The following is a 21,523-nucleotide window of genomic DNA, read 5'->3' on the forward strand; positions in this document are numbered from 1 at the left end:
TAAGGCGCTTCGTTTGATAATACAGTCAACTTTAATTGATGCTATTCGGAATGTGTAATGGAATTTAGCTTGCGTGAATGGCTGATCTTGATTGGGGTCCTCATTATTGTTGTGATCCTCATAGATGGATTTCGTCGATATAAAAAAGGGCAAGAGCATGCCCAGGCAGAAGATGGCTTTGCCGATAACCATAAATCACATGATGCATTGGTTCGGCAAAGAGCCACCATGGGGCATGGTAAAATGTCGGCTAGAGTCGCCAGACCTTCTGCAGACCCTATTTCTAATGCCTTTGAAAATGCTAGGAAAACAGCTAAGTCGCCTTTAACAGATGTTCCTCATAAGGTGGACTCGGGTCCAGAGTTGGATCGAGGCGAGGATTTGCTTCTCGATGAGCTAGCGTCTTTAGTGCCTGAGCGAGATTTTGGCGATTCTGCGGTCTCTGAACAGAATTATTCAGATGATGGTTTCTATGAGCATGACGATCTTAATCTTGATTTTACGCCAGAGGCCAATCGTCGCAGCGATTATACTGATGATGTGGACTATGAGCGCAGCTATTCAGAAATCGATATCGATCAAATAACACCAAGTCATTTGGTTGATGACGTTGACGGTATAGAGGATAAACAAGACAAAAGTATTGTTGAGATTGAAGAAGTCATCGTGATTAACGTGTTTGCTCCAGAAGGACAGAGTTTTTCAGGAATAGAACTGCTTCAATTGATCTTAAATTGCGGTATGCGTTACGGTGAAATGGATATTTTCCATCGTCATGAAGATGGCTTCGACCGTGGGCGCGTGCAATTTAGTATGGCAAATGCCATTGAACCAGGCACCTTTGATCTAGAAACCATGGGCGAGGGTGACTGTCCTGGTGTGAGTTTCTTTATGGGGCTGCCTGGGCCAAAAAATAGCATGAAAGCGTTTGATTTTATGTTGGAAACGGCACAAGCCTTAGTGCGCAACTTAGGCGGTGAGCTGCGTGATGAACGTCGTTCTCCAATGAGCGACCAAACTATTGCCCATTGTCGTCAGCGAATACGCGACTTTGAGCGCCGTCGGTTAATGCGCAGTAAGCAGTAAGATGAATCAAGGCCCTAAGGGGCCTTGTTTTTTTTGCTGTTAATATTTAATACAAGTCAGAAGAAATCGAGTTTATTGATATATGAGCCAAGAGACAAACATGACGCATCAGCAGATGCTGGAGTTGATTCAGCAGCTGAATGATTACAGCTATGCTTATCATGTAAAAGACGAGCCAATCGTCCCAGATGCAGTATATGACCGCGATTACCGCCAGCTTCAAGCGATAGAGGCGGAACACCCAGATTGGATTCAAGCAGACTCTCCTACTCAGCGTGTTGGTGAAAAGCCAGACAGTGGTTTTGTCAACGTCGCTCATACGGTTCCTATGCTGTCTTTGGACAACGCTTTTGATAACGAGTCTTTGTCTGATTTTGATCAGCGTGTTCGTAAATTACTTAATACGGATCATGTGACCTATTGCTGTGAGCCTAAATTGGATGGTTTGGCGATTAGTTTGCGTTATGAAGAGGGGCGTTTAGTGCGAGGTGTGACTCGTGGCGATGGTTTGTCGGGAGAAGACATTACCTCGAATATTAAGACCATTTACTCTGTGCCGCTGAAGTTACGCACGCAAACACCGCCCGCTGTTCTAGAGGTGCGCGGCGAAATTTATATGCCAAAAGACGGCTTTGAAAAGCTGAATGCTTTGGCCATGGCGCAAGGTGAGAAAACCTTTGTGAACCCTCGTAATGCCGCAGCAGGCAGTTTGCGCCAGCTTGATCCTAAGATAACCGCGACCCGTCCCTTAGTGATGTGCGCCTATTCGATTGGCTATGCGGAAGGTTGGGATCAGCCTAAGAGCCATTACGAAGGCCTGCTGCAGTTAAACGAGTGGGGCTTTCGTACCAATGATTTAATGGCGAAAGCGGAAGGTGCGCAAGGCTGTATCGAATACTACGAAATGCTTAACGAAAAGCGTGCTGATTTGTCCTATGATATCGATGGTATTGTCTATAAAGTCGATCAAATCGCTCAGCAGAATCAATTGGGCTTTATTGCCCGTGCACCACGCTGGGCCATCGCCAGAAAGTTTCCGGCTCAGGAGGAAATGACTCGAGTGATTGGAGTGGACTTCCAAGTAGGGCGTACCGGTGCCATAACCCCAGTTGCACGATTAGAGCCTGTGTTTGTTGGCGGTGTAACGGTTTCTAATGCCACCTTGCACAATAAAGATGAGATTGCCCGTTTGGGTGTCAAGGTGAATGATTTTGTTATTGTTCACCGCGCTGGCGACGTGATTCCCAAAGTCGTTCAGGTTGTGATGGATAAACGTCCTGATGACGCGACGGAAGTTGTGTTTCCAGAAGCTTGTCCTGTATGTGGTTCCGATTTGGAGCAAGTAGAAGGGGAAGCCGTTATCCGTTGCACTGGGGGCTTGGTTTGCGGTGCGCAACTGAAAGAATCTTTGAAACATTTTGTCTCTCGTAAGGCCATGGACATTGATGGTCTTGGCGATAAGTTGATTGAACAGCTGGTGGATCAAGCATTGGTTAAAACGCCAGTGGATATTTTTACGCTTAGTGAGAAAAAAGACAGCTTATTAGCAATGGAGCGTATGGGGCAAAAGTCTGTTGAGAAGCTGCTTGTTTCAATTGAGACAGCAAAGAACACGCAATTTAATCGTTTTATCTATTCATTGGGTATTCGTGAAGTGGGTGAGGCGACGGCTCGTGCCTTAACGACTTACTTTACTGAATTGGATGATTTGATGGTGGCCGATGAAGAAACCTTAGTAGAGGTGGAAGATGTCGGCCCCATTGTCGCTCAACACGTGCGTTTGTTTTTTGATCAGGAGCTAAATCGAGAGACCATAAAAGGCTTATTAGCGGCTGGGGTTGTTTGGGAGAAGAAGCAACAAGTGTCTGCGGATGCATTACCTTTGTTGGGTAAAACCTATGTGGTAACTGGTTCATTGAGTCAATTTAGCCGTGATCAAGTAAAAGACAAATTGCAAGCGCTCGGTGCTAAAGTGAGTGGTTCCGTTTCTGTCAAAACAGATTGCTTAGTCGCCGGTGAAAAAGCCGGTTCGAAATTGACTAAGGCCCAATCTCTTAATGTACCAATCATTGATGAAGCGGGTGTCATTGCCCTGTTGAGTCAATATGGAGCGATATAATTGGATACGCTAATACCTTACGATTCGTTGGCCCCAGATACCTTAGACACTATTTTGGATGATATCGTATCTCGTGACGGCACAGATTATGGCGATTATGATCTGTCTGTTGCGCAAAAACGTGATCAGGCGCTAAGAGCATTACGAAGTGGAGACGCTGTATTGTTGTTTGATACAGAGAGTGAAACCATCAAGATGATTCCGAAAAGCGAATTGAATAACTACGATCTCTTTTAAGATCGTAGTTATTGTTGATTCGATTACTCCACGCAATCGCGAACACAATGATTGATATTATGGTCCATGACTCGGGATGGCTCTTCTCCCGTATTACGCCCAACGATTTTGGCTGGCACGCCAGCAACCGTTGTGTGGTGCTCAACCGGTTCTAGCACCACGCTACCCGCCCCAATTTTCGCGCCTTCACCCACTTCTATATTGCCAAGAATTTTCGCACCTGCACCAATGAGCACACCGGAACGTATTTTAGGGTGACGATCACCGTGCTCTTTCCCTGTGCCGCCTAGCGTGACGGATTGCAAAATAGAGACATTGTCTTCAATCACACAGGTTTCACCTACCACAAGCCCTGTGGCGTGGTCTAACATCACGCCACAGCCTATGGTTGCGGCTGGGTGTATGTCGACACTAAACACCATAGACATCTGTCCTTGTAAATAAAGGGCTAAGCTCTTACGGTTGTTTTTCCATAACCAATTAGCAACACGGTAGGTTTGTAGCGCATGAAAACCTTTAAAAAATAACAGTGGTGTTGTAAAAGTATCACACGCTGCATCACGTTCTTTTATGGCTAAAATGTCTTGCTCGATGCAACGTACAATGCCAGAGTGAGTGTCTGCCATGGCTTCTTCGAATACTTCTCGTAATACCATAGCGGGAATTGATATGCTATCTAGCTTGCTGGCCAGTAAAAAGCTTAAAGCCGAACACAATGAATCATGGCGTAAAATAGTGGTATTAAAGTAACTGGCTAAAATAGGTTCGTCCAGAGCAAGTTTTTTGGCTTCTGCTTGCAAAGATTGCCATAAATTGTCAGAAGTCACAGCATGATGGATTGTTGTACTCAAGGGGTATTCACCTATATCAATTCACGTTTAGAATGTAGGTTATAGGGTTAGGGTTAAACAATACAAGGGGCAATGTGAAGATTGCTTAAAAAGATGGAGATAATATGTCTAAAAAAAATGTTGCTGATGCATTGCATATCTTTTACGAATTAAATGCTGCGTTTTCTGATGCGTATTGGGAAACCAACGATATTAATCAAAAAGATCGCTTTTTTGCGATGAAAAGCATATTGCAAGACGAGCTAGATGAATTGCATAAGTTGAGTCTACAGGATCATGTGTATCCTTATGAGCCAATTAACCCAAGTTTACTGCTGTTGAGTGATAAGTTGCGGACATTGCTGCCAGAGCTTAATAACTATGTGTTCCGCCCTCAAACCTCCAGTCGATTTGTGGACCTTATTCCCAGCGCTTGTGAGCTGTTTGAGTCGTAAGAAAAGCATAAGACCACTGCATCCATTTTGTTTATAAAAGGTATGCAGTGGTAATGCTATGTGTTTTGACTGCGCTTTAAATCACGAATAATAAAGCGGCTTGGATGCAGCTTGTGACTGACATTTTGCTCCAAAGGCGAGGGCGTGTTGGTGATTAAGCTTGCAATGAAGCAGGCGCTTAGCGGGGTCGAAATCAGTCCTCTTGAACCGTGGCCAATATTGACGTACAGCTGTTTGTTGGGCTCAGCGAGTTTGTTTGATTTCCATTTTGCGTTTTTGCTCAGCCTAGAATATTCCCGATGATAAGCCTCTGACGATTGAATCGGCCCAACAATGGGCGTGTAATCCGGTACAGCACAACGAAAAGACACTCTGCCTTCGCAATCTTTGCTCGTAAATGTGTGTTCCTGTAAACCAAGTAGGTTTTCGAGAATGGCAAGGTTTCTATTGTGTCCTTCTTCTCGCACTGCGGTATCTTGATCTTTTAAATCATAGGTCGAACCAAAATGAATCAGTCCATCAATCGGTGGGGACACATAACCAAACTCACATAACACCTTATCGATGTTTATTTTTTCAGCGAGTTCGCCTTTTCGTTGGCACGCCTCAATAGCGTCACTGATATGCATTTGTGATACTTGCCCTCTAATCGGATAGATAGGCAAATGGGAGAGGTCATTGAATGCTTTACTCTCGTTAGCCGTACACAAAACAACATGAGAGAAGGTATCTGAGTGCTTGTCCGACTCAGCTTGCCAATGTGTTGCTGTGCCATTTTCCAGTTGTGTCTCGAAGGATTGCAGGTGATCCAGCTTTGTATTGAGTCGCAATTGTATGTTCGGATGAGATAATAATGCTTCACACAGTTTTTTGGGCGCTACCCAGCCAGATAGGGGTAAAAACAGGCTGCCTCTCTTTTCCGTCGCGGCTTGTAAAATACTGTGCGGATAGAGTTGCTGATCCAGTAGTTTTTGAAAGCGTTCGGTTTCTTTATCATTTTTGGGGATTTGAACAAGGCCGCATTGATCCCAAAAAGCGCCGACGCTATCCAATTTGTTGTAGAGGCGAGAGGCGTACAAATAAGCGGCAAGATAGAAACGGTTCAGAAACGTATCTTGTGTGGTGAGTTTGGGATAGAGCATACCTTGAGGGTTGCCTGAAGCACCATTCGCAATCGTGTCATCTTGTTCCCACACTTCTACTTTTATGCCTTGTTTAGCAAGTGCATAAGCGGTATTCGCGCCAGCCAGTCCGCTGCCAACTACCAATACTTTGCTGACTTCTGATCTGCTGTTGCTGCGAAGATTAAACCAGGATTTGCCCTGTGCCATACGTTCAGTCAATGGTGCTGTGATCGTATTGAGCTCACCGACAGACATCTCTCTTTTTTGTCCAAAACCTTTCACTTTACGGACATCGAAGCCAACATTTTTTAGCCCTCGACGCACAATGCCTGCGGCAGTAAAGGTGGAAAATGTGGTGCCTTGATGGCTAAGACGATGAATATGTTTAAACAGATTATCTGACCACATTTCAGGGTTTTTGCTCGGTGCAAAGCCATCTAGAAACCAAGCATCGACATCCGCATTGAGTGCTGCGAAACCGTCTTCTGCCTCTCCGAACCACAGTGTGAGTTGGATTCGGCCTTGTTCTAGCTCAATGCGATGGAAGCCATGGCAAACGTCTGGATAAGCTTCAATGAGTGGCTTACTAAAATGCCTTATTGAAGGCCACATTTTTAACGCATCGGCCAACATGTCCTTTGTCATAGGGAACTTTTCCACCGAAATAAAATGCAGCTGTTTATCGTCGGTTGTGCTGTTCAAAAACGCTTGCCAAGCACACAAAAAATTCAGCCCCGTACCAAAGCCCGTTTCCGCAATAACAAAGGTGTTGCTTTGCATGGACGACCAGCGTTCACTCAGGTGATTGTTTTTTATAAAGACATGGCGAGTTTCTTCGAGCCCAGACTCTTTATCGAAGTATACATCATCGAATTGGCTGGAGTGCGGTGCGCCATCATCCCCCCAACGGATGTCAGGAGGGGGGAGTTGGTAACTAGTTAACACGCGTCACGCTCTCGATAATCACCGGCGTCGTCGGTACGTTTTGATAAGGCCCCACAGTAGACGTTGGAACAGCGGAGATGGCATCAACGATGTCCATGCCTGAAATGACTTTACCAAACACCGTATAGCCTGCTGCCCCGCGCGTGCCATGATTTAAAAAGGCGTTATCGACTTGATTAATAAAAAATTGTGATGTGGCGCTATTTGGATCTTGAGTACGAGCCATAGCTAATGTGCCACGATTGTTAGCCAGTTGATTGTCCCCTTCATAAGCGACGGCTTTGTGGGTGGTTTTGCGTTCTAAGTCACTGTTGAAGCCACCACCCTGAACCATAAAGCCACGAATCACTCGATGAAAAATGGTACCATTGTAAAAGCCTTCGTCGACATATCGTAAAAAGTTTGCGACAGTTTTGGGCGCCGCAGTCTCTTCCAGATCGACTCGAATGGTACCTTGATTGGTCACGATATCGACCTCCGTCGCGTTGACTGGTGAGCAAAACGCAAGTAAAGCCAAACTGGTGATAAGAGATTTACGCATGGTGCTACTTCCTTATTAAATATGTCAGCAATAATATGAGTTGTATTGTGGCGCTTTAAGGCGCCTTGTTAATTTACCGGAGAGAATGCAAATGCGAACTGCAACCGTTGAAATTGAGTATTGTACATTATGTCGTTGGATGTTGCGCGCTGCTTGGTTGTCTCAAGAACTGCTAACAACCTTTGATGATGATATTAAAAGTGTCACCTTGATACCAACCCAAGGCGGTATTTTTAAAGTCAGGGTCAATGGTGAAGAAATCTGGTGTCGAAAGAAAGAAGACGGTTTTCCTGAGGCAAAAGTATTAAAGCAAAGAATGCGAGATGTGATAGATCCAGAGCGAGATCTTGGGCATTCGGATGTTAAAAAATAATTCCTCCTACCTTTCCTTTGCAGAGAGGAACTAAGTGCGATTCTGTTCCCTCCCCTGTGTCTTTGAAGGGGAGGGTTAGAGTGGGGGGCTAGGCGTTCGGAAAGACTTGTTTGAAAGGCTTCACCGTCACCTTTTCATAAACCCCTGCGGCCACATATGGGTCGGCGTCCGCCCACGCTTTCGCCTCTTCAAGACTGGCAAACTCTGCAACCACCACACTGCCGCTAAAGCCGGCATCACCTGGATTGTCTGAATCAATGGCAGGATTTGGCCCAGCCAAGACCAGACGCCCTTGGTGTTGTAGTGATTCTAGGCGCGCTAAGTGTGCTGGACGCGCTTGTTTACGAGCGCTAAGGCTGTTGGCAACATCTTCGCCGATAATAGAGTAAAGCATGGTTATTCCTTATTTTGTAAGTGTGATGACAAGTAAATGCCTTGTAATAGAATAAAGACAAGGGTCATTCCTAATAAACCAAAAAGTTTAAAGTCTACCCAGATCTCTTCGCTGTAAGAAAACGCAACGTATAGGTTCGCGGCGCCAGAAACAACAAAAAAAGCCACCCAAGCAAGGTTTAACGTACGCCATACTTTGGAGGGGAGCTCGAGTGTATCGCCCATCATGCGTTGGATAATATTTTTCTTTCCAACAAATTGGCTGCCTAAAAATGCAACGGCGAAAAGTGCATTCACAATGGTTGGCTTCCATTTAATAAAATCACCGTCGCCTAGTAGAACCGTTGCTCCTCCGAGTAAAACGACTAAGATTAAAGACACTAGGTGCATTTTTTCTATCGTGCGTTTTTTGAACCACGTAAAACCCACTTGAATAAGGGTGGCGGGAATTAAAATGGCGGTTGCAAAAATTATATTTCCTGTCATTTTATAAACAACAAAGAAGATAACAATGGGAAGAAAGTCGAATAGTATTTTCATATAAAAACCAATGTAGGTATGCTGGGCTAATATTAAACATCATTCCTTTTAAAGAACAGTTAATCTATGCCTGAAGCAGCACGTTATCGAAAAGTCGATTTACATACACATTCTACCCGATCAGATGGGCATTTTTCACCGAGTGAACTGGTTGATTTGGCTGTTGAGCAGAGTGTATCGCTGTTCGCTTTAACCGATCACGACACGCTTGATGGTCTGCCCGAAGCAAGGCTGCGTGCTGCGGAGCATGGCTTGAGTTTTATTAATGGTGTCGAATTGTCTACCCAGTGGAAGGGTATTCCTTTGCATATGGTGGCATTGAATTTTTCTGCCGATAATTCAGCGTTGTTATCCATTGTCAAAGGTAACCAAGTAATACGTCTTGATCGCGCCCGTCGTATTGCGGATTTATTGATGAAACAAGGTTTGCCTGATTTATTTGATGAAGCGGTTGCATTGGCTGGAGACAGCCAATTAGGTCGGCCACATTTTGCCGCGTTATTGGTCGAAAAGGGTTTTGTCAAAGATGCAAATAAAGCCTTTGACCGCTATTTAGGGAATAAAAAATTAGGCCAATTACGCGATGTGTGGCCAGAACTTGAGCAGGTGTTAACTGCATTAGCGGGACAAAATATGGCGTTGGTTCTCGCGCATCCAAAACGTTATCCACTGACCGTGACCAAATTAAAACGCTTGTTAAGTGATTTTAAAAAGTGGGGTGGAACGGGAATAGAGATTGTTTCTGGTAATGAGCGGCCTGACAGTGTGCGTTTGCTTGAGCGATTGTCCAGAGAGTTTGATTTAAAAGCATCTGTTGGAAGTGATTATCATGGGCCATTTGGCCCGTGGATGCAGGTAGGAAAGTTTACACAGATACATGAGAGTGAGGTCGATTTAGTCTGGCAGGCTTGGTCTTAGTCAATGTCCGTGAGTATCTTAAGGTGTTAGTCGCGGTTTGCATCTTGTTGACAAATGATGTGGCTGTCAAAGAATAGTATGTTGATGCCTTCTTTAGGGAGGATGACATTATACCATCATGCTTTTTGTGATGTGATTAGATAACATTTAGTGGAGAACAGGTTGAGTCAATTTTTTCAAATACACCCAGAAAACCCGCAAACGCGTTTAATTAAACAGGCGGCAGAGGTTATTCGTAATGGTGGCGTTATTGCTTATCCAACGGATTGTGGTTATTCGCTCGGTTGTCATTTAGGTGATAAAGCGGCTCAGGACCGGATTCGGGCGATTCGTCGATTAGACGATAAGCACAACTTTACCTTGGTATGTCGTGACCTTTCAGAAATTTCAACCTACGCAAGATTCGATAACCGCCTATATCGGTTATTAAAAAATAATACCCCAGGGCCTTACACTTTTATTTTTAATGCTACTTCTGAAGTGCCTAGACGGCTTTTGCATCCGAAAAGAAAAACCATTGGCATTCGAATTCCTAAAAATAATATTGTGGCGGCTTTACTGGAGGAGCTAGGCGAGCCAATTATGAGCGTGTCTCTTATTTTGCCTGGTGAGAGCGACACAATGACGGACCCTTATGATATTCGCGATACGCTCGAACATGCGTTAGATTTAGTGATAGATGGGGGTTTTTGTGGGATAGAACCCACAACCGTCGTTAAAATGGACGCGGATAATATCGAAGTGATTCGTGTTGGTGCCGGTAATCCTGCGCCATTTCAATAAATTGTTGAATATTCAGCTGTCAAGGCTGATGGTGTGTGGATTATAATGCAAGAAATGGTTAATTAAATTATCAAAACTGGGTTGCTGAGAAGCATTCCCTCTAAGAGGTTCGTAATGGACGAAAAGTTACAAAAAGTATTAGCAAGAGCGGGTCAAGGTTCGCGTCGTGAAATGGAAAATCGCATTCGTGAAGGGCGTGTATTGGTGAATGGCGAGGTGGCTACACTAGGCGACCGCGTGAGTACCAAAGATACGATTACCATAGATGGTTATGCGATTGTACCAACAGAAGCGGGCGAGAATCGTCGGGTTATTATTTACAACAAGCCAGAAGGCGAAGTCTGTACTCGTAAAGATCCAGAAGGTCGACCAACGGTGTTTGATAAATTGCCTAAATTACGTGGCGAGCGCTGGATTGCAGTAGGTCGTTTGGATATTAATACATCTGGTTTGTTGCTGTTTACGACGGACGGTGAATTAGCAAACAGATTGATGCATCCTTCCACCGAGATTGATCGTGAATATTTGGTTCGTGTGATGGGTGAAGTCACAGAAGAGAATCTTGCCACACTTAAAAAAGGCGTGATCTTAGACGATGGTATTGCTAAGTTTACCGATATCGTTGATGGCGGCGGCGAAGGCATTAACCGTTGGTTCTATGTTTGCTTGATGGAAGGCCGTAACCGTGAAGTTCGTCGTCTCTGGGAATCTCAAGGCGTGAAAGTAAACCGTTTGAAGCGTGTGCGCTTTGGGCCTGTATTTTTGCCATCTAAGGCAAAAGTAGGGCGCTGGGTAGAAATGGAAGCGCCTGATGTCAATTCATTGTGTGCCATGGTCGATCTGAAGTTGTCTGAGCTAAAGCCTAAAACGCAACAGCAACAGATTGAAGTAAAGCGCCATAAAAACAAGGCGACGGCAGGTGGTGCTCGTCGTGCCGCAAAAGGCTTTGATTGGCAAAGTAGCGATAAGCCTGAGTTTAAACCTAAGAAACCGGGTAAAAGATCATTTCGTTAATATAAAAAGCAGTTGGGAGTGGTAGAGGCATGGTTCGCTGGTTATTTGCATTGATTGTCATCGTGATCGTTGGTTTTTTTATTTACGTTAAAATTGGAAATAAAATGCCAGAAGACCTTGGTGTAACTGATGGTCTTTTGAAATCTTGCCCTACTTCACCAAATTGTGTGTCGACACAAGCATCGCCAGACGATGTGGCCCATTATGTTGAGCCAATCATCTATACTGGTGATCGCAAGGCGACTCAATTAATGATCGAGTCGCATATGCTGGGTAAAGGAAGAGTTCGTATCGTCACTAGTTCTTTGGGCTATGTTCATTTCGAAGTGAAAAGCCCTGTTGTGGGGTATGTTGATGATGTCGAATTTTATTTGCCTGAAGGTGACAGTGTTGTGCATTTTCGTTCGGCCTCTCGAATTGGTTATTCTGATTTTGGGGTCAATCGAGAGAGAGTTAGACAAATTGCAGATCTTCTAGTAAATTGATTTTTAAGTCATTAACCCCAAAGTGATAATAACTGGACGAGGATTGCCCATGAGTGTAGACGACAACAAAAACATTTTGATTGTTGAGGATGACGAGCGCTTAGCGTTACTCACCCAAGAGTATCTGCAGAAAAATGGCTTTACAGTTGACGTTGAGCCAGATGGACGCAAAGCAATTTCTCGCATTATCGCAGAGCAGCCTTCATTGGTTATTCTTGACTTGATGTTGCCTGGCGCGGATGGTTTTACGGTATGCAGAAGCGTGCGTAATGACTACAAGGGACCGATTCTTATGTTAACGGCCCGCAGCGATGATGTTGATCAGATCTTGGGGTTAGAGATTGGTGCTGACGATTATGTGTCGAAGCCCGCCAAACCGCGTGTTTTGTTAGCACGTGTTCAGTCTTTATTACGTCGTAGTACTCAAGATGTTGACCTATCACTTGATTTTACTAAGTCAGAGCAGAATCTTACTTTTGGTCCCTTGACGATTGACAATTCTCGTCGTGAAGCTTGGCTGCTGGAAGAGGAAGTTGAGTTGACCAGCGCGGAGTTTGATCTACTGTGGTTATTGTCTAGCAACGCAGGTCGTATTCTCAGTCGAGAAGAGATTTTTGGCGAGTTGCGTGGCATTGAATACGATGGTCAGGATCGTTCAGTGGACGTGAGAATTTCTCGTATACGTTCAAAAATAGGGGATGACCCGATACATCCTCGCCGCATTAAGACCATTCGTAGTAAAGGTTATTTGTTCGTAAAAGAAGTATAAAGCGCCATGCAAGCTGAAATGTGGCGCCTATATCGACATCTCATCTTTGGGGGTGTCGTTATTGTTGTGTGCTGTTATATTGTTATGGAATTTACCCAAATTCGTTTTGGTGCATCGAAAGCGGAGCAGTTGCTCTGTGTTGATGCTGAATTTAGTTCCGCTCTGCTGCTTTCTGGCGTCAGTCAAAACCTTCCCGATTCCCAATTTAATTGGACGTTAACATCCAAAGAGTTACCTGTCGTTGCTGATATTCCCTCTTTAATGATCGATAAAACATGGCTTAAATTTCCAGATAATAGTTATCAGCTGACTTTTGGAGACTCTGATTCACCTATTTTGATTGGACGTGCTTCACAAGGTAACCAGTTGTTTCAGTTGGAATCTTTGGTAAAGCTTTTTTTACAGACAGATCGGATGGGGTATCAAGAAAAAATAGACTTAATGGAGAGTATGCCATGTCTTGCCATGAAAAAAATATCCACGGATGTGTCTGATCCTATAATGGGAGTGGTTTTAGTTCATGGAGCATACAGTGAGTATGGCTTTGTGTGGAAAGATAAAGACGCAAAAGAGCCTGTTTACTTATCGGTTGCTCAAAGCGACAGCTTTTCGTTGACCTTAGTTGTTGTGCTTGTTGTCGGTGTCGGTATCACCATCATGCTGTTGTTAATTTGGCGTGAATTGGTTTCATTAGATTTCAAACGCAAAACCTTTGAAAGTATTACCCGCCAAATTGCTCGTGGTCGAAGTGGTTTGCCAAAAGGCATTCCGGACAGCAGTGGTACGCTTAAAGAGCTGGCTTATTCCTTTGATTCTATGTCTTCGCATATACAGCGATTGCTGAAGGTTCAACGAGAAATGATCAATGCCATTTCTCATGAACTGAGAACGCCTATTGCGCGTTTACGCTTCGGTTTAGAGGTAATGAAGGATGAAGTGGACGACGATGTTGCTAAAACCATAGAAGCCTTAGAGGGAGACGTTGAAGAGCTCAATACATTGGTGGATGAAGTTTTAACTTACGGAAAGTTAGAGGGGGGTTCCCTTGCACTGAATTTCAGTGAGCTTTGTATTGCTCAGGTTGTAGACAATATTTTGCAGCATAATCATTTGTTACTTCAGCATTTAGATGTACAGGTACACATTGATAAAAACGATCTTGTCTTGGCCGATGAGCATCATTTGAGCCGCGCTTTGCAAAATCTTATTTTAAACGCGTCAAAATACGCTAATAGTAAAATTGTGATTACGTTCTCTCATGATGAAGAGCGTTGGCAGTTAGATATTGAAGATGATGGTCCAGGCATTGCGTTTGAAGACAGAGATAAAGTTTTTATTCCTTTCCAGCGCTTGGATAATAGCCGTACACGAGCATCAGGCGGCTATGGGTTAGGTCTCGCTATTGTTCAGCGAATAGCCTTCTGGCATGGTGGTGCGGTTCTTATTGATGCGAGTGAGTCAGGTGGCGCTAAATTCAGTTTGATTTGGTCGCGTAATCAGCATCAGAAAACCTTGTCCTGATGCTGTATCTGGAACGATTACTGCGCTTGCCAATACTTTGTTAAAAATAGACTCAAAATGCTCATTTATAACCCATAAACTCCACTTTTTCGTCTATTTTTGCCTCGTCTTGGCTTCGCTCGTGACATCGTTTGAAAGTTGGTTTTGATTTATGCTTTTAAAGTTCTGGCGCTAAAATGCCTTTTAGATTTTTAAAGCAAGTCTTTGAGGCGGTGGAGATCAGGTCTTCCATGTAGGCGTTGTCACGCTGATCTCTCCTTATGGCCAAATAAAGTTTGCACCAAATCCCTTCTTCACCTAATGACTTGGTAATGACGTATTGTCTATTGGTGTACTCGGTTAAGGCCCAGTTTGGTAAACAGCATACGCCTCGACCACTGGCGACTAATTGCATCATCATCAGGGTTAATTCACTGTGGCGTATTTTGGCTGGTGATACGTCTGCTGGGTTTAAGAAGTGTTTGAAAATATCCAATCGTTCGGTGTCGACCGGATAGGTAATCAAGGTTTCTTTTTCAAAGTCTTCTGGTTTTAAAAAGTCTTTTTTTGCCAGTGGATGGTGTCGAGATAGGGCTACCTGAGATTCATATTGGAATAACGGAATGTATTCAATGTTAGGAATGTCTTGTGGGTCAGATGTTACCACCAAATCTAAATCGCCTCGAGCAAGGGCGGGCAGAGGCATAAAACCAAAAGCCGTGGAAAGATCGAGTTCAACATCTGGCCAATGTTCACGGAAGTGATCAATGGTGGGCATTAGCCATTCGTAACAACTATGACATTCAATGGCAATGTGTAAACGACCGCTTTCGCCTTCGGCAAATCGCTGGATATCTCGTTGCGCTGAGCGAAAAGACAGTAATACATCGTCTGCCAGCTGCAGTAAACGTAGCCCCGCACTGGTAAAGCGAACGGGTTTGGTTTTGCGAATAAAAAGTGGGCAGCCAAGTTTTTCCTCAAGGTCTTTGAGTTGATGAGAAAGGGCTGACTGTGTTAGGTGAACTCGTTCGGCGGCTTCAACCAAGCTGCCTGTTTCTCTGAGTGCTGTCAGTGTTTTTAGATGCCTAACTTCAATAATGCTCATAGTGGTTCGCTGTTGATGAGTTTTTTTCAATACTTGAGTTCAAAAAAAGCTCGCTGACGAGGAGGGGCAAGCGAGCCTATTTTGTTATTGACACAATAAAAATTCAAGCAGTGCTTTTTGTGCGTGGAGGCGGTTTTCTGCTTCATCCCAAACTACGCTATCAGGGTGATCTATCACGTCTGCGGATACTTCTTCGCCACGGTGAGCGGGAAGGCAGTGCATGAAAAGGGCGCCTTTATTGGCTTTGGCCATCAGTGCCGAGTTGACCTGAAAACCTGCGAAATCTTTTAAACGCTGTTCTTGTTCATCTTCTTGTCCCATTGATGCAAAGACATCAGTGACAATCAAATCGGCTCCTTTTGCGGCTTCATGAGCGTCATGTAGAACCGTGACTCGGTCACTGTGCTGTGCCACCAAATCCGCGTTTGGTTCATAACCGACTGGGCAAGCAACCACCAAATGAAAGTCGAGTAAAACAGCGGCATTAATGTAGGAGTTGCACATGTTGTTACCATCACCAACCCAAACGACTTTTTTGCCTTCGATCGAACCGCGATGCTCTTGATACGTTTGCATGTCAGCAAGCAGCTGGCAAGGATGGTAGTCGTCTGTTAGTGCATTAATCACCGGCACGGACGAGTATTTAGCAAAAGTTTCAACGGTTTTGTGGTCAAAGGTTCGAATCATCACGGCATCAACCATGCTAGAAATAACACGAGCACTGTCTTCAACGGGTTCACCACGACCAAGTTGGGTGTCACGAGAAGAAAGGAACAGTGCGTGACCACCAAATTGAGCCATGCCAGCTTCAAAAGAAACTCGAGTTCGCGTCGAGGATTTTTCAAATATCATCGCCAAAACTCGATTTTTTAGCGGTTGAAATAGAGTGCCTTCATGATGGATTTTCTTAAGCTCAGAAGCTCGCAATAGTAACTGTTTTAACTCGTCGGAAGATAGATCCTTCAGAGTAAGAAAATGTCTGGGCGACACGCTAGGACTCCTTGATAGTCTTTGAAAAAGGGAATCGACCAATTTAATACACTCAGGTAGGCGAGTAAAGGGTAATTAACAAGAGAAAGTACAAAGGAAAGCGTCTTGTTGGGGTTGTAAATATACCACTAGACCCCATAAACTGAGCCAAGTTTAATGATTTTAATCGTCTTTGATTAAGTAAAGGAACAAGCAGAGCCTTTTCCTGATCAATTGACAACTGCGCAGTGAGGTTTTTAGCATGAGTAATACAATCGAAACAATTAAAGAGCAAATTAGCACAAATGATATTTTGCTATACATGAAAGGCAATCCTCGTGCCCCTCAGTGTGGTTTTTCATCACAGGCGGTACAGGCGTTAATGTCTTGTGGCGAACGTTTTGCGTTTGTGAACATTTTAGAAAACCCAGACATTCGTGCAGAGCTACCAAAGTTTGCGAATTGGCCGACATTCCCTCAACTTTGGGTAAAAGGTGAATTAATTGGCGGTTGTGACATTATTGTCGAAATGGCCGCTAACGGTGAACTACAAGCTTTAATCAAAGAAGCGGTAGGGTCTTCTGAAGAGTAAGTTTTTGGGTTGCTTAGAGATCTAAGTGACAGTATTGCGTTAAACACTAGCCTTATAAATTAAGCAATAACAAGGAGACGGATAAAGATGTCTATTTTAGTTGGTAAAAAAGCCCCAGATTTTACAGTTCCAGCCGTATTGGCAGATGGTCAAATCGTTGACTCTTTCAACTTAGCTGAAACCATCAAGGGCAAATATGCGATTGTATTCTTCTATCCTTTAGATTTTACATTTGTATGTCCTTCAGAAATCATTGCCATGTCTCACCGTATGGATAAATTCCGTGAAATGGGTGTAGAGGTGATAGGTGTTTCTATCGACTCTCACTTCACTCACAACGCTTGGCGTAACACACCCGTTGAGCAAGGTGGTATCGGTGCTGTTGAATACACGCTAGCGGCTGACATGGATCATGCGATTGCCAAAGCATACGGCATCGAGTCTGAAGGTGGCGATTCTTACTACCCAGCTGGTGTGGCGATGCGCGCGTCTTTCGTTATTGACCAGAAAGGTATTGTTCGTTCACAAGTGGTAAACGATGAGCCAATCGGCCGTAATATGGATGAATTGGTTCGTGTTGTTGATGCGCTTCAATTCTTCGAAGAGCACGGTCAAGTTTGTCCAGCTGGCTGGAACAAAGGCGACAAAGGCATGACAACGTCTCCTGAAGGTGTTGCGGCTTATCTTGCAGAGAGCGCGAAGTCTCTGTAATAACTTGTTCACACTGAGCTAAGACGTTCAACTTAAAAAGCAGTTTGCTATGCACTAGTAAACTGCTTTTTTTATCTACTTTTTTATCTACTGATGGTTTATCGCTTCTTTTTTCCTCCCTTACCTTGCACGGCTTTGAATCGAGGGTTGGATTTACAGATGACAAAGATTCGTCCTCGACGTTTTACAATTTGACAGTCAGGATGGCGTTTTTTGGCACTTTTTAAGGAAGCGAGAAGTTGCATTATTTCACGCCCTTTAAATTACGAGAACCGAAGCGACGTTTGAAGTTTTGCACTCGCCCTTCCAGTTGGGTTGAACGCTGCTGTCCAGTGTAAAAAGGATGAGAAGCCGAAGAGACGTCGATCGCCTGATAGGGATAAGTTTTGCCATCTTTCCACGCCATCGTCTGGCTGGTTTGTAGCGTGGTATTGATGAAGAAGTAGCGATCAACACTGGTGTCATGAAAGATCACAGTGCGGTAATTTGGGTGAATATCGGGTTTCATTTTTGACCTCATTGTGTGTTTTTATTATGTTATATCATAACAATGTTTAAATGAGAATAGTTCTTAAAAATCTATTTGTCTGTTAGAGGGAATCTAGCGCTTGTTTAGCTTGCTGAATGAGAGGCGCACCATCTGTGTAAGGTGCGCTTTAATCTTGCTCGTAGAGTTCAAGTGGCAGTCCGTCTGGATCGGCAAAAAAAGTGAAGCGCTTCCCTGTGAGTTCGTCTAAACGAATGTCTTCTGTGGACACGCCTTGGCTGTTTAAATGGTGAATGCAGGCTGCTAAGTCTTTTACGGCAAAAGCAAGGTGTCTTAATCCTTGTGCTTCCGGTCGCGAGGGACGTGCGGGTGGTGACGGGAAGGAAAAAAGCTCGATTTGTTGGTTATCTGAGACCGCCAAGTCTAATTTATAAGAGTGACGTGCTTCTCGATAAGTTTCTCTAATAATGGGAAATCCCAGAATATGCGAATAAAAGTGCTTTGAAACCTCATAGTTGGAGCAAATAATGGCAATATGGTGGATATGAGACACCTGAAACATAATGCTAACCCTTGTCGATACGTTATTGTTTACTTTGTTCTTTTAATTCGTTCGCAACATCGATCACTTGTCTTCTGAACCAAATATGACTGGCATCATGATGCAGCAATGGACTCCAAATCATTTTTAATTCAATTTTGGGAATTTTGAACGGCGGTTCCAGTATGACCAAGTCGGGATTTTTTCGGTTTACCATGGCCACTTTTCTGGGTAGGGTGGCAATCAAATCTTGTTCAAGCGCCAAATGCATGGCGGTATGATAGCTTCGAGTAAACACGCGAATACTGCGCTTATGATTAAGCGCTTGCAGCGCTTCATCAACCCAGCCAAGCTTCTGCACATCGGTTGGATCCATGCCGACGCCAACCCCAAAGCCTGTTTTGCTCACCCATATGTGTTGTGCTTGTAAGTAAGCGTCAATGTCAAAGTGATCCTTGACTGGGTTTTTTGAGCTCATCATGCACACAAAGGTATCGAACCAGACACTTTTTTGATGAAAAGATTGGGGCAGTTCTTCAAAGCGATTGATCGCCATATCAATCTTGCCTGCCTCAACATCATGAAAGGTCACATCACTGGGTGTCATAATGTCTAAGGTAATACCAGGCGCATACTCGCGTAAGCGGTTCAACAGCCGTGGTATAACGGTTGAGGCGGCGTAATCACTCGCCATGATTCTGAACACTCGGGTACTTGTGCTTTCATTAAAGTCGGCCTCAGGCTGTAAGGCTTCTTCTAATTCAAGCAAGACTTTACGCACTATGGGCTGTAAGCGTAATGCCTTTTCGGTCGGTTTCATGCCCTCGCTGGTTCGAACCAATAAAGGGTCATTCAATAAATCACGCAAACGTTTTAATCCATTACTCATTGCAGGTTGGGTAATGTTTAGCTTATTTGCAGAGCGTGTGACATTGCATTCTCTTAGTAATACATCGAGATAAATAAGAAGATTAAGGTCAATTTTATTAATATTCATGCTTGTTTATGCCACTCGTACGGTTGGTATTTTTAATAAATGCATCGGAACGTAAGCTGGAAGCGTGCAGCCGCGAAAATGGCCGGTATGGATCCTCAAGATGTTACAGTGTCGACAACATTGGGGCGGCACAGCATAGGTCTATAAAACGCTGGGCATTTTGCGTTAATGCCGTGTTTTTAGGCGTCACAATCAATAAATTTCGATTGAGCTCAAGAGGCGTTTGATAAAGACGTATCAATCCAGCGTTGAGTTCTTGAGAGATCGCCATACGAGATAAACACCCTAGGCCCATTTGATGAATGACAGCTTGTTTAACGGCTTCCATGTGCGCCAGAGACAATACCACATTAAGCTGTGGTATTTCAGCGGCAGTGGCTTGTTCCAAAATATTACGCGTGCCAGAGCCTGACTCACGCATCACCCAGCTGGCTTGTTTTAAATCTTCCCAAGATAACTGTTCGGAGCGATCTTCGTCAGTCGAGCCAAACACGACTAGCTCGTCTTTTAACCACACTTGCGTCATTAATTCGGCGTGCTGGCAATAGCCTTCAATAAACCCCACCTCAGCTTTGCCAGTTAGCAACTGCTGAATCACACTTTGGGTATTGCCTATGTCTAGATTGAACCGAATATTCGGATGTTGGCGTTTAAAAAGAGACATTTGTTTGGGCAGCAAATAGTTACCCACGCTGACACTGGCGGCAAGATGCAGTGAACCGCTCAATTCATCCTCGTTGCCCATGCTTTCAATTTGCTCGATTTGGCTAAGCACGGCACGAGCCTGAGGAAGCAGATGCCTAGCTTGAGGCGTAATTTGCAAGCGCTTACCATGACGACGAAAAAGAGGCCGTCCTAATAACGCTTCAAGTTCCCTGAGAGCCTGGCTTGCCGCTGGCTGGCTGATGGAAACCAACTCGGCAGCAGCGGTAACAGAGCCTGTGTGTACAACGGCTTCGAATATTTGTAATTGTCTAAGTGTGATTCTCATTGGGTAATTGTAGCTCTGTTTCCATTTTGATGAGTAGTGCTATTCGCTATGTACGTTGTAAATAGGAGAAGCGATGAAAAAAATCCAGACAATAGATTGTTTATTTTACGTTTGTGGTATGAAATATGCTTCGATTTTGAGTGAGAAACTCAGTCTGTATTTGGTCTGTGTTATTTGCTTCCACAAGAAGCAACTTTACAACCCTTTTTTATTAACCAAAAGTTAATATCGCACTTGTTAAGGACTTTTTATGAAAACTACCCATCGTTGGCTTTCTATTTTAGAAGGTTGTCTTTTAGTTGCCTTAGGACTACACATTCTCAACTCGGCTGGTTTGCTCATAAGTGGCACGGCGGGTGTTGGTATGATTTTGTTAAGACTAACCGATTTGTCTTTTGGGCAGCTGTTCTTTCTACTCAATCTCCCATTTTATCTATTGGCTTGGTACACATTGGGTCGAGCGTTTACGGTGCGAACTTTTGCGAGCGTCAGTTTACTGTCGATTCTGACAGAATTGATGCAGCAATATGTCTATTTGTCTATCCATCCGATCTTGTCTGGTGCACTAGGTGGTCTTTTGGTGGGATTTGGGTTGATTATTTTATTTCGTCACAATGCCTCTTTAGGTGGGCTTAATATTTTATCTGTCTACCTAGAGCGTCGTTTTGAGATTCATGCCAGTAGAACGACCTTAGTGGCGGATATTCTTGTCTTGATTGCCGCGGTGATCTTCCTTGATTTAAGTCATTTAGGGTATTCTTTGCTCGCGTTCTTATTGCTAAGTTCGGTTGTCGGTCGTTACCATCGTCCCCCTAAATGGGCTCAAATAGCGGTAGTGGAACGTCAGTCTTAAAGAGAAAAACCACCAACAAGGTGTCTGCTGTTTAAAAAAATGGGTTTCATTATGGTGCAATGTGCTTTGCCTTTGCGCCATAGGGATCCTTTTTTTGTTAGGCAGTTTGCTAAGAATATCGATCCAGCGCGGAGCTTGTTTTTTTATATCGCTAATGAGATGGAT

26 protein-coding genes are annotated in these 21,523 nt (G+C 44.1%); 14 read left to right on the plus strand and 12 right to left on the minus strand.

The features are described 5' to 3' along the window. Positions 1 to 57 precede the first annotated feature (57 nt). The 3 genes from zipA (at position 58) to DKT73_RS14285 (ending at position 3,442) form a co-directional block, all read left to right on the plus strand. Positions 58 to 1,086 (plus strand): cell division protein ZipA, encoded by a 1,029-nt coding sequence (gene zipA, locus DKT73_RS14275; RefSeq protein WP_111639228.1) that lies wholly within the window; start codon positions 58 to 60, stop codon positions 1,084 to 1,086. Between the two features lie 100 nt (positions 1,087 to 1,186). After that, a complete protein-coding gene (ligA, locus tag DKT73_RS14280; RefSeq protein WP_111639229.1) occupies positions 1,187 to 3,205 on the plus strand; it encodes an NAD-dependent DNA ligase LigA in 2,019 nt (672 codons plus the stop codon). Beyond that, positions 3,206 to 3,442, plus strand: coding sequence for a YheU family protein (locus DKT73_RS14285; protein ID WP_111639230.1), 237 nt, complete (start codon positions 3,206 to 3,208; stop codon positions 3,440 to 3,442). A gap of 23 nt (positions 3,443 to 3,465) precedes the next feature. On the opposite strand, the gene cysE is transcribed toward DKT73_RS14285, so the two are convergent. Then, positions 3,466 to 4,281, minus strand: a complete 816-nt coding sequence (gene cysE / locus DKT73_RS14290) for a serine O-acetyltransferase (protein ID WP_111605494.1) — start codon at positions 4,279 to 4,281, stop codon at positions 3,466 to 3,468. A 116-nt stretch (positions 4,282 to 4,397) separates the two neighbouring features. Between cysE and DKT73_RS14295 the strand changes: the two genes are divergently transcribed. Further along, a complete protein-coding gene (locus tag DKT73_RS14295) occupies positions 4,398 to 4,727 on the plus strand; it encodes a hypothetical protein (RefSeq protein WP_111639231.1) in 330 nt (109 codons plus the stop codon). A 56-nt stretch (positions 4,728 to 4,783) separates the two neighbouring features. On the opposite strand, the gene mnmC is transcribed toward DKT73_RS14295, so the two are convergent. Together mnmC and DKT73_RS14305 are read right to left on the minus strand one after the other, a co-directional pair. Next, the gene (mnmC, locus tag DKT73_RS14300) at positions 4,784 to 6,796 is read right to left on the minus strand and encodes a bifunctional tRNA (5-methylaminomethyl-2-thiouridine)(34)-methyltransferase MnmC2/FAD-dependent 5-carboxymethylaminomethyl-2-thiouridine(34) oxidoreductase MnmC1 (protein ID WP_111639232.1); all 2,013 of its coding nucleotides are present in this window, start codon (positions 6,794 to 6,796) and stop codon (positions 4,784 to 4,786) included. Beyond that, positions 6,786 to 7,337 (minus strand): peptidylprolyl isomerase, encoded by a 552-nt coding sequence (locus DKT73_RS14305; RefSeq protein ID WP_111639233.1) that lies wholly within the window; start codon positions 7,335 to 7,337, stop codon positions 6,786 to 6,788. The genes mnmC and DKT73_RS14305 overlap by 11 nt, the downstream gene beginning before the upstream one ends. A 91-nt stretch (positions 7,338 to 7,428) precedes the next feature. Between DKT73_RS14305 and DKT73_RS14310 the strand changes: the two genes are divergently transcribed. Further along, positions 7,429 to 7,710: an Rdx family protein gene (locus tag DKT73_RS14310; protein WP_111605359.1), complete on the plus strand. Its 282-nt coding sequence runs from the start codon at positions 7,429 to 7,431 to the stop codon at positions 7,708 to 7,710. A gap of 88 nt (positions 7,711 to 7,798) precedes the next feature. Here DKT73_RS14310 and DKT73_RS14315 read toward each other — a convergent pair whose 3' ends face one another. Then, entirely contained in the window at positions 7,799 to 8,104 is a 306-nt protein-coding gene (locus DKT73_RS14315) for a YciI family protein (protein WP_111639234.1), read from the minus strand. Positions 8,105 to 8,106: 2 nt separating this feature from the next. After that, a complete protein-coding gene (locus tag DKT73_RS14320; protein ID WP_111639235.1) occupies positions 8,107 to 8,643 on the minus strand; it encodes a septation protein A in 537 nt (178 codons plus the stop codon). Positions 8,644 to 8,709: 66 nt separating this feature from the next. On the opposite strand from DKT73_RS14320, the gene DKT73_RS14325 reads away from it, so the two are divergent. From DKT73_RS14325 to DKT73_RS14350, 6 genes are all read left to right on the plus strand, one after another. Then, a complete protein-coding gene (locus tag DKT73_RS14325) occupies positions 8,710 to 9,561 on the plus strand; it encodes a PHP domain-containing protein (protein ID WP_111639236.1) in 852 nt (283 codons plus the stop codon). 162 nt (positions 9,562 to 9,723) lie between these two features. Next, positions 9,724 to 10,344 carry an L-threonylcarbamoyladenylate synthase gene (locus DKT73_RS14330; RefSeq protein ID WP_111639237.1) on the plus strand — a complete coding sequence of 207 codons (621 nt, stop codon included), beginning with the start codon at positions 9,724 to 9,726 and terminating at the stop codon, positions 10,342 to 10,344. A 114-nt stretch (positions 10,345 to 10,458) separates the two neighbouring features. After that, the gene (gene rluB / locus DKT73_RS14335) at positions 10,459 to 11,358 is read left to right on the plus strand and encodes a 23S rRNA pseudouridine(2605) synthase RluB (protein WP_111639238.1); all 900 of its coding nucleotides are present in this window, start codon (positions 10,459 to 10,461) and stop codon (positions 11,356 to 11,358) included. 29 nt (positions 11,359 to 11,387) lie between these two features. Next, positions 11,388 to 11,843, plus strand: a complete 456-nt coding sequence (locus DKT73_RS14340) for a DUF1499 domain-containing protein (protein WP_111639239.1) — start codon at positions 11,388 to 11,390, stop codon at positions 11,841 to 11,843. A 49-nt stretch (positions 11,844 to 11,892) separates the two neighbouring features. Further along, on the plus strand, positions 11,893 to 12,612 hold the full coding sequence (locus tag DKT73_RS14345) for a response regulator (RefSeq protein ID WP_111639240.1): 720 nt from the start codon (positions 11,893 to 11,895) through the stop codon (positions 12,610 to 12,612). Between the two features lie 6 nt (positions 12,613 to 12,618). Continuing rightward, complete coding sequence (locus DKT73_RS14350) at positions 12,619 to 14,133, plus strand: ATP-binding protein (protein ID WP_111639241.1); 1,515 nt, start codon at positions 12,619 to 12,621, stop codon at positions 14,131 to 14,133. Between the two features lie 157 nt (positions 14,134 to 14,290). Here DKT73_RS14350 and DKT73_RS14355 read toward each other — a convergent pair whose 3' ends face one another. Beyond that, on the minus strand, positions 14,291 to 15,217 hold the full coding sequence (locus tag DKT73_RS14355; protein WP_269814504.1) for a LysR family transcriptional regulator: 927 nt from the start codon (positions 15,215 to 15,217) through the stop codon (positions 14,291 to 14,293). A gap of 84 nt (positions 15,218 to 15,301) precedes the next feature. Then, on the minus strand, positions 15,302 to 16,207 hold the full coding sequence (argF, locus tag DKT73_RS14360) for an ornithine carbamoyltransferase (RefSeq protein WP_111639242.1): 906 nt from the start codon (positions 16,205 to 16,207) through the stop codon (positions 15,302 to 15,304). 241 nt (positions 16,208 to 16,448) lie between these two features. On the opposite strand from argF, the gene grxD reads away from it, so the two are divergent. Both grxD and DKT73_RS14370 read left to right on the plus strand, forming a co-directional pair. Then, the gene (gene grxD, locus DKT73_RS14365; RefSeq protein ID WP_111605349.1) at positions 16,449 to 16,778 is read left to right on the plus strand and encodes a Grx4 family monothiol glutaredoxin; all 330 of its coding nucleotides are present in this window, start codon (positions 16,449 to 16,451) and stop codon (positions 16,776 to 16,778) included. Positions 16,779 to 16,865: 87 nt separating this feature from the next. Then, positions 16,866 to 17,489: a peroxiredoxin gene (locus tag DKT73_RS14370; RefSeq protein WP_111605348.1), complete on the plus strand. Its 624-nt coding sequence runs from the start codon at positions 16,866 to 16,868 to the stop codon at positions 17,487 to 17,489. A 98-nt stretch (positions 17,490 to 17,587) separates the two neighbouring features. Here the strand turns inward: DKT73_RS14370 and ykgO are convergent, their stop codons facing one another. From ykgO to DKT73_RS14395, 5 genes are all read right to left on the minus strand, one after another. Next, positions 17,588 to 17,734, minus strand: coding sequence for a type B 50S ribosomal protein L36 (ykgO, locus tag DKT73_RS14375; RefSeq protein WP_111639243.1), 147 nt, complete (start codon positions 17,732 to 17,734; stop codon positions 17,588 to 17,590). Beyond that, positions 17,734 to 17,997: a type B 50S ribosomal protein L31 gene (locus tag DKT73_RS14380; RefSeq protein ID WP_111639244.1), complete on the minus strand. Its 264-nt coding sequence runs from the start codon at positions 17,995 to 17,997 to the stop codon at positions 17,734 to 17,736. The genes ykgO and DKT73_RS14380 overlap by 1 nt, the downstream gene beginning before the upstream one ends. Positions 17,998 to 18,145: 148 nt before the next feature. Next, positions 18,146 to 18,538 carry an SMU1112c/YaeR family gloxylase I-like metalloprotein gene (gene gloA2, locus DKT73_RS14385; RefSeq protein WP_111639245.1) on the minus strand — a complete coding sequence of 131 codons (393 nt, stop codon included), beginning with the start codon at positions 18,536 to 18,538 and terminating at the stop codon, positions 18,146 to 18,148. Positions 18,539 to 18,560: 22 nt separating this feature from the next. Next, on the minus strand, positions 18,561 to 19,514 hold the full coding sequence (locus tag DKT73_RS14390; protein ID WP_111605346.1) for a LysR family transcriptional regulator: 954 nt from the start codon (positions 19,512 to 19,514) through the stop codon (positions 18,561 to 18,563). A 103-nt stretch (positions 19,515 to 19,617) separates the two neighbouring features. Next, positions 19,618 to 20,505, minus strand: coding sequence for a LysR substrate-binding domain-containing protein (locus DKT73_RS14395; protein ID WP_111639246.1), 888 nt, complete (start codon positions 20,503 to 20,505; stop codon positions 19,618 to 19,620). Positions 20,506 to 20,755: 250 nt separating this feature from the next. On the opposite strand from DKT73_RS14395, the gene DKT73_RS14400 reads away from it, so the two are divergent. Further along, entirely contained in the window at positions 20,756 to 21,358 is a 603-nt protein-coding gene (locus tag DKT73_RS14400) for a DUF6198 family protein (protein WP_111639247.1), read from the plus strand. Positions 21,359 to 21,523 lie beyond the last annotated feature (165 nt).

It is taken from the genome of Marinomonas shanghaiensis, from assembly GCF_003259175.1.
Classification (GTDB): Bacteria; Pseudomonadota; Gammaproteobacteria; order Pseudomonadales; family Marinomonadaceae; genus Marinomonas; species Marinomonas shanghaiensis.

Bases quoted from the DNA above. Each gene is read 5' to 3' on its own strand.
- DKT73_RS14370 (WP_111605348.1), top strand. From the start codon at position 16,866: ATGTCTATTTTAGTTGGTAAAAAAGCCCCAGATTTTACAGTTCCAGCC.
- gloA2 (WP_111639245.1), bottom strand. From the start codon at position 18,538: ATGTTTCAGGTGTCTCATATCCACCATATTGCCATTATTTGCTCCAAC.
- DKT73_RS14345 (WP_111639240.1), top strand. From the start codon at position 11,893: ATGAGTGTAGACGACAACAAAAACATTTTGATTGTTGAGGATGACGAG.
- DKT73_RS14400 (WP_111639247.1), top strand. From the start codon at position 20,756: ATGAAAACTACCCATCGTTGGCTTTCTATTTTAGAAGGTTGTCTTTTA.
- DKT73_RS14350 (WP_111639241.1), top strand. From the start codon at position 12,619: ATGCAAGCTGAAATGTGGCGCCTATATCGACATCTCATCTTTGGGGGT.
- DKT73_RS14305 (WP_111639233.1), bottom strand. From the start codon at position 7,337: ATGCGTAAATCTCTTATCACCAGTTTGGCTTTACTTGCGTTTTGCTCA.
- DKT73_RS14320 (WP_111639235.1), bottom strand. From the start codon at position 8,643: ATGAAAATACTATTCGACTTTCTTCCCATTGTTATCTTCTTTGTTGTT.
- DKT73_RS14380 (WP_111639244.1), bottom strand. From the start codon at position 17,997: ATGAAACCCGATATTCACCCAAATTACCGCACTGTGATCTTTCATGAC.
- ykgO (WP_111639243.1), bottom strand. From the start codon at position 17,734: ATGCAACTTCTCGCTTCCTTAAAAAGTGCCAAAAAACGCCATCCTGAC.
- DKT73_RS14395 (WP_111639246.1), bottom strand. From the start codon at position 20,505: ATGAGAATCACACTTAGACAATTACAAATATTCGAAGCCGTTGTACAC.
- DKT73_RS14295 (WP_111639231.1), top strand. From the start codon at position 4,398: ATGTCTAAAAAAAATGTTGCTGATGCATTGCATATCTTTTACGAATTA.
- DKT73_RS14325 (WP_111639236.1), top strand. From the start codon at position 8,710: ATGCCTGAAGCAGCACGTTATCGAAAAGTCGATTTACATACACATTCT.
- ligA (WP_111639229.1), top strand. From the start codon at position 1,187: ATGACGCATCAGCAGATGCTGGAGTTGATTCAGCAGCTGAATGATTAC.
- DKT73_RS14340 (WP_111639239.1), top strand. From the start codon at position 11,388: ATGGTTCGCTGGTTATTTGCATTGATTGTCATCGTGATCGTTGGTTTT.
- grxD (WP_111605349.1), top strand. From the start codon at position 16,449: ATGAGTAATACAATCGAAACAATTAAAGAGCAAATTAGCACAAATGAT.
- rluB (WP_111639238.1), top strand. From the start codon at position 10,459: ATGGACGAAAAGTTACAAAAAGTATTAGCAAGAGCGGGTCAAGGTTCG.
- DKT73_RS14390 (WP_111605346.1), bottom strand. From the start codon at position 19,514: ATGAATATTAATAAAATTGACCTTAATCTTCTTATTTATCTCGATGTA.
- zipA (WP_111639228.1), top strand. From the start codon at position 58: ATGGAATTTAGCTTGCGTGAATGGCTGATCTTGATTGGGGTCCTCATT.
- DKT73_RS14315 (WP_111639234.1), bottom strand. From the start codon at position 8,104: ATGCTTTACTCTATTATCGGCGAAGATGTTGCCAACAGCCTTAGCGCT.
- DKT73_RS14355 (WP_269814504.1), bottom strand. From the start codon at position 15,217: ATGAGCATTATTGAAGTTAGGCATCTAAAAACACTGACAGCACTCAGA.
- DKT73_RS14310 (WP_111605359.1), top strand. From the start codon at position 7,429: ATGCGAACTGCAACCGTTGAAATTGAGTATTGTACATTATGTCGTTGG.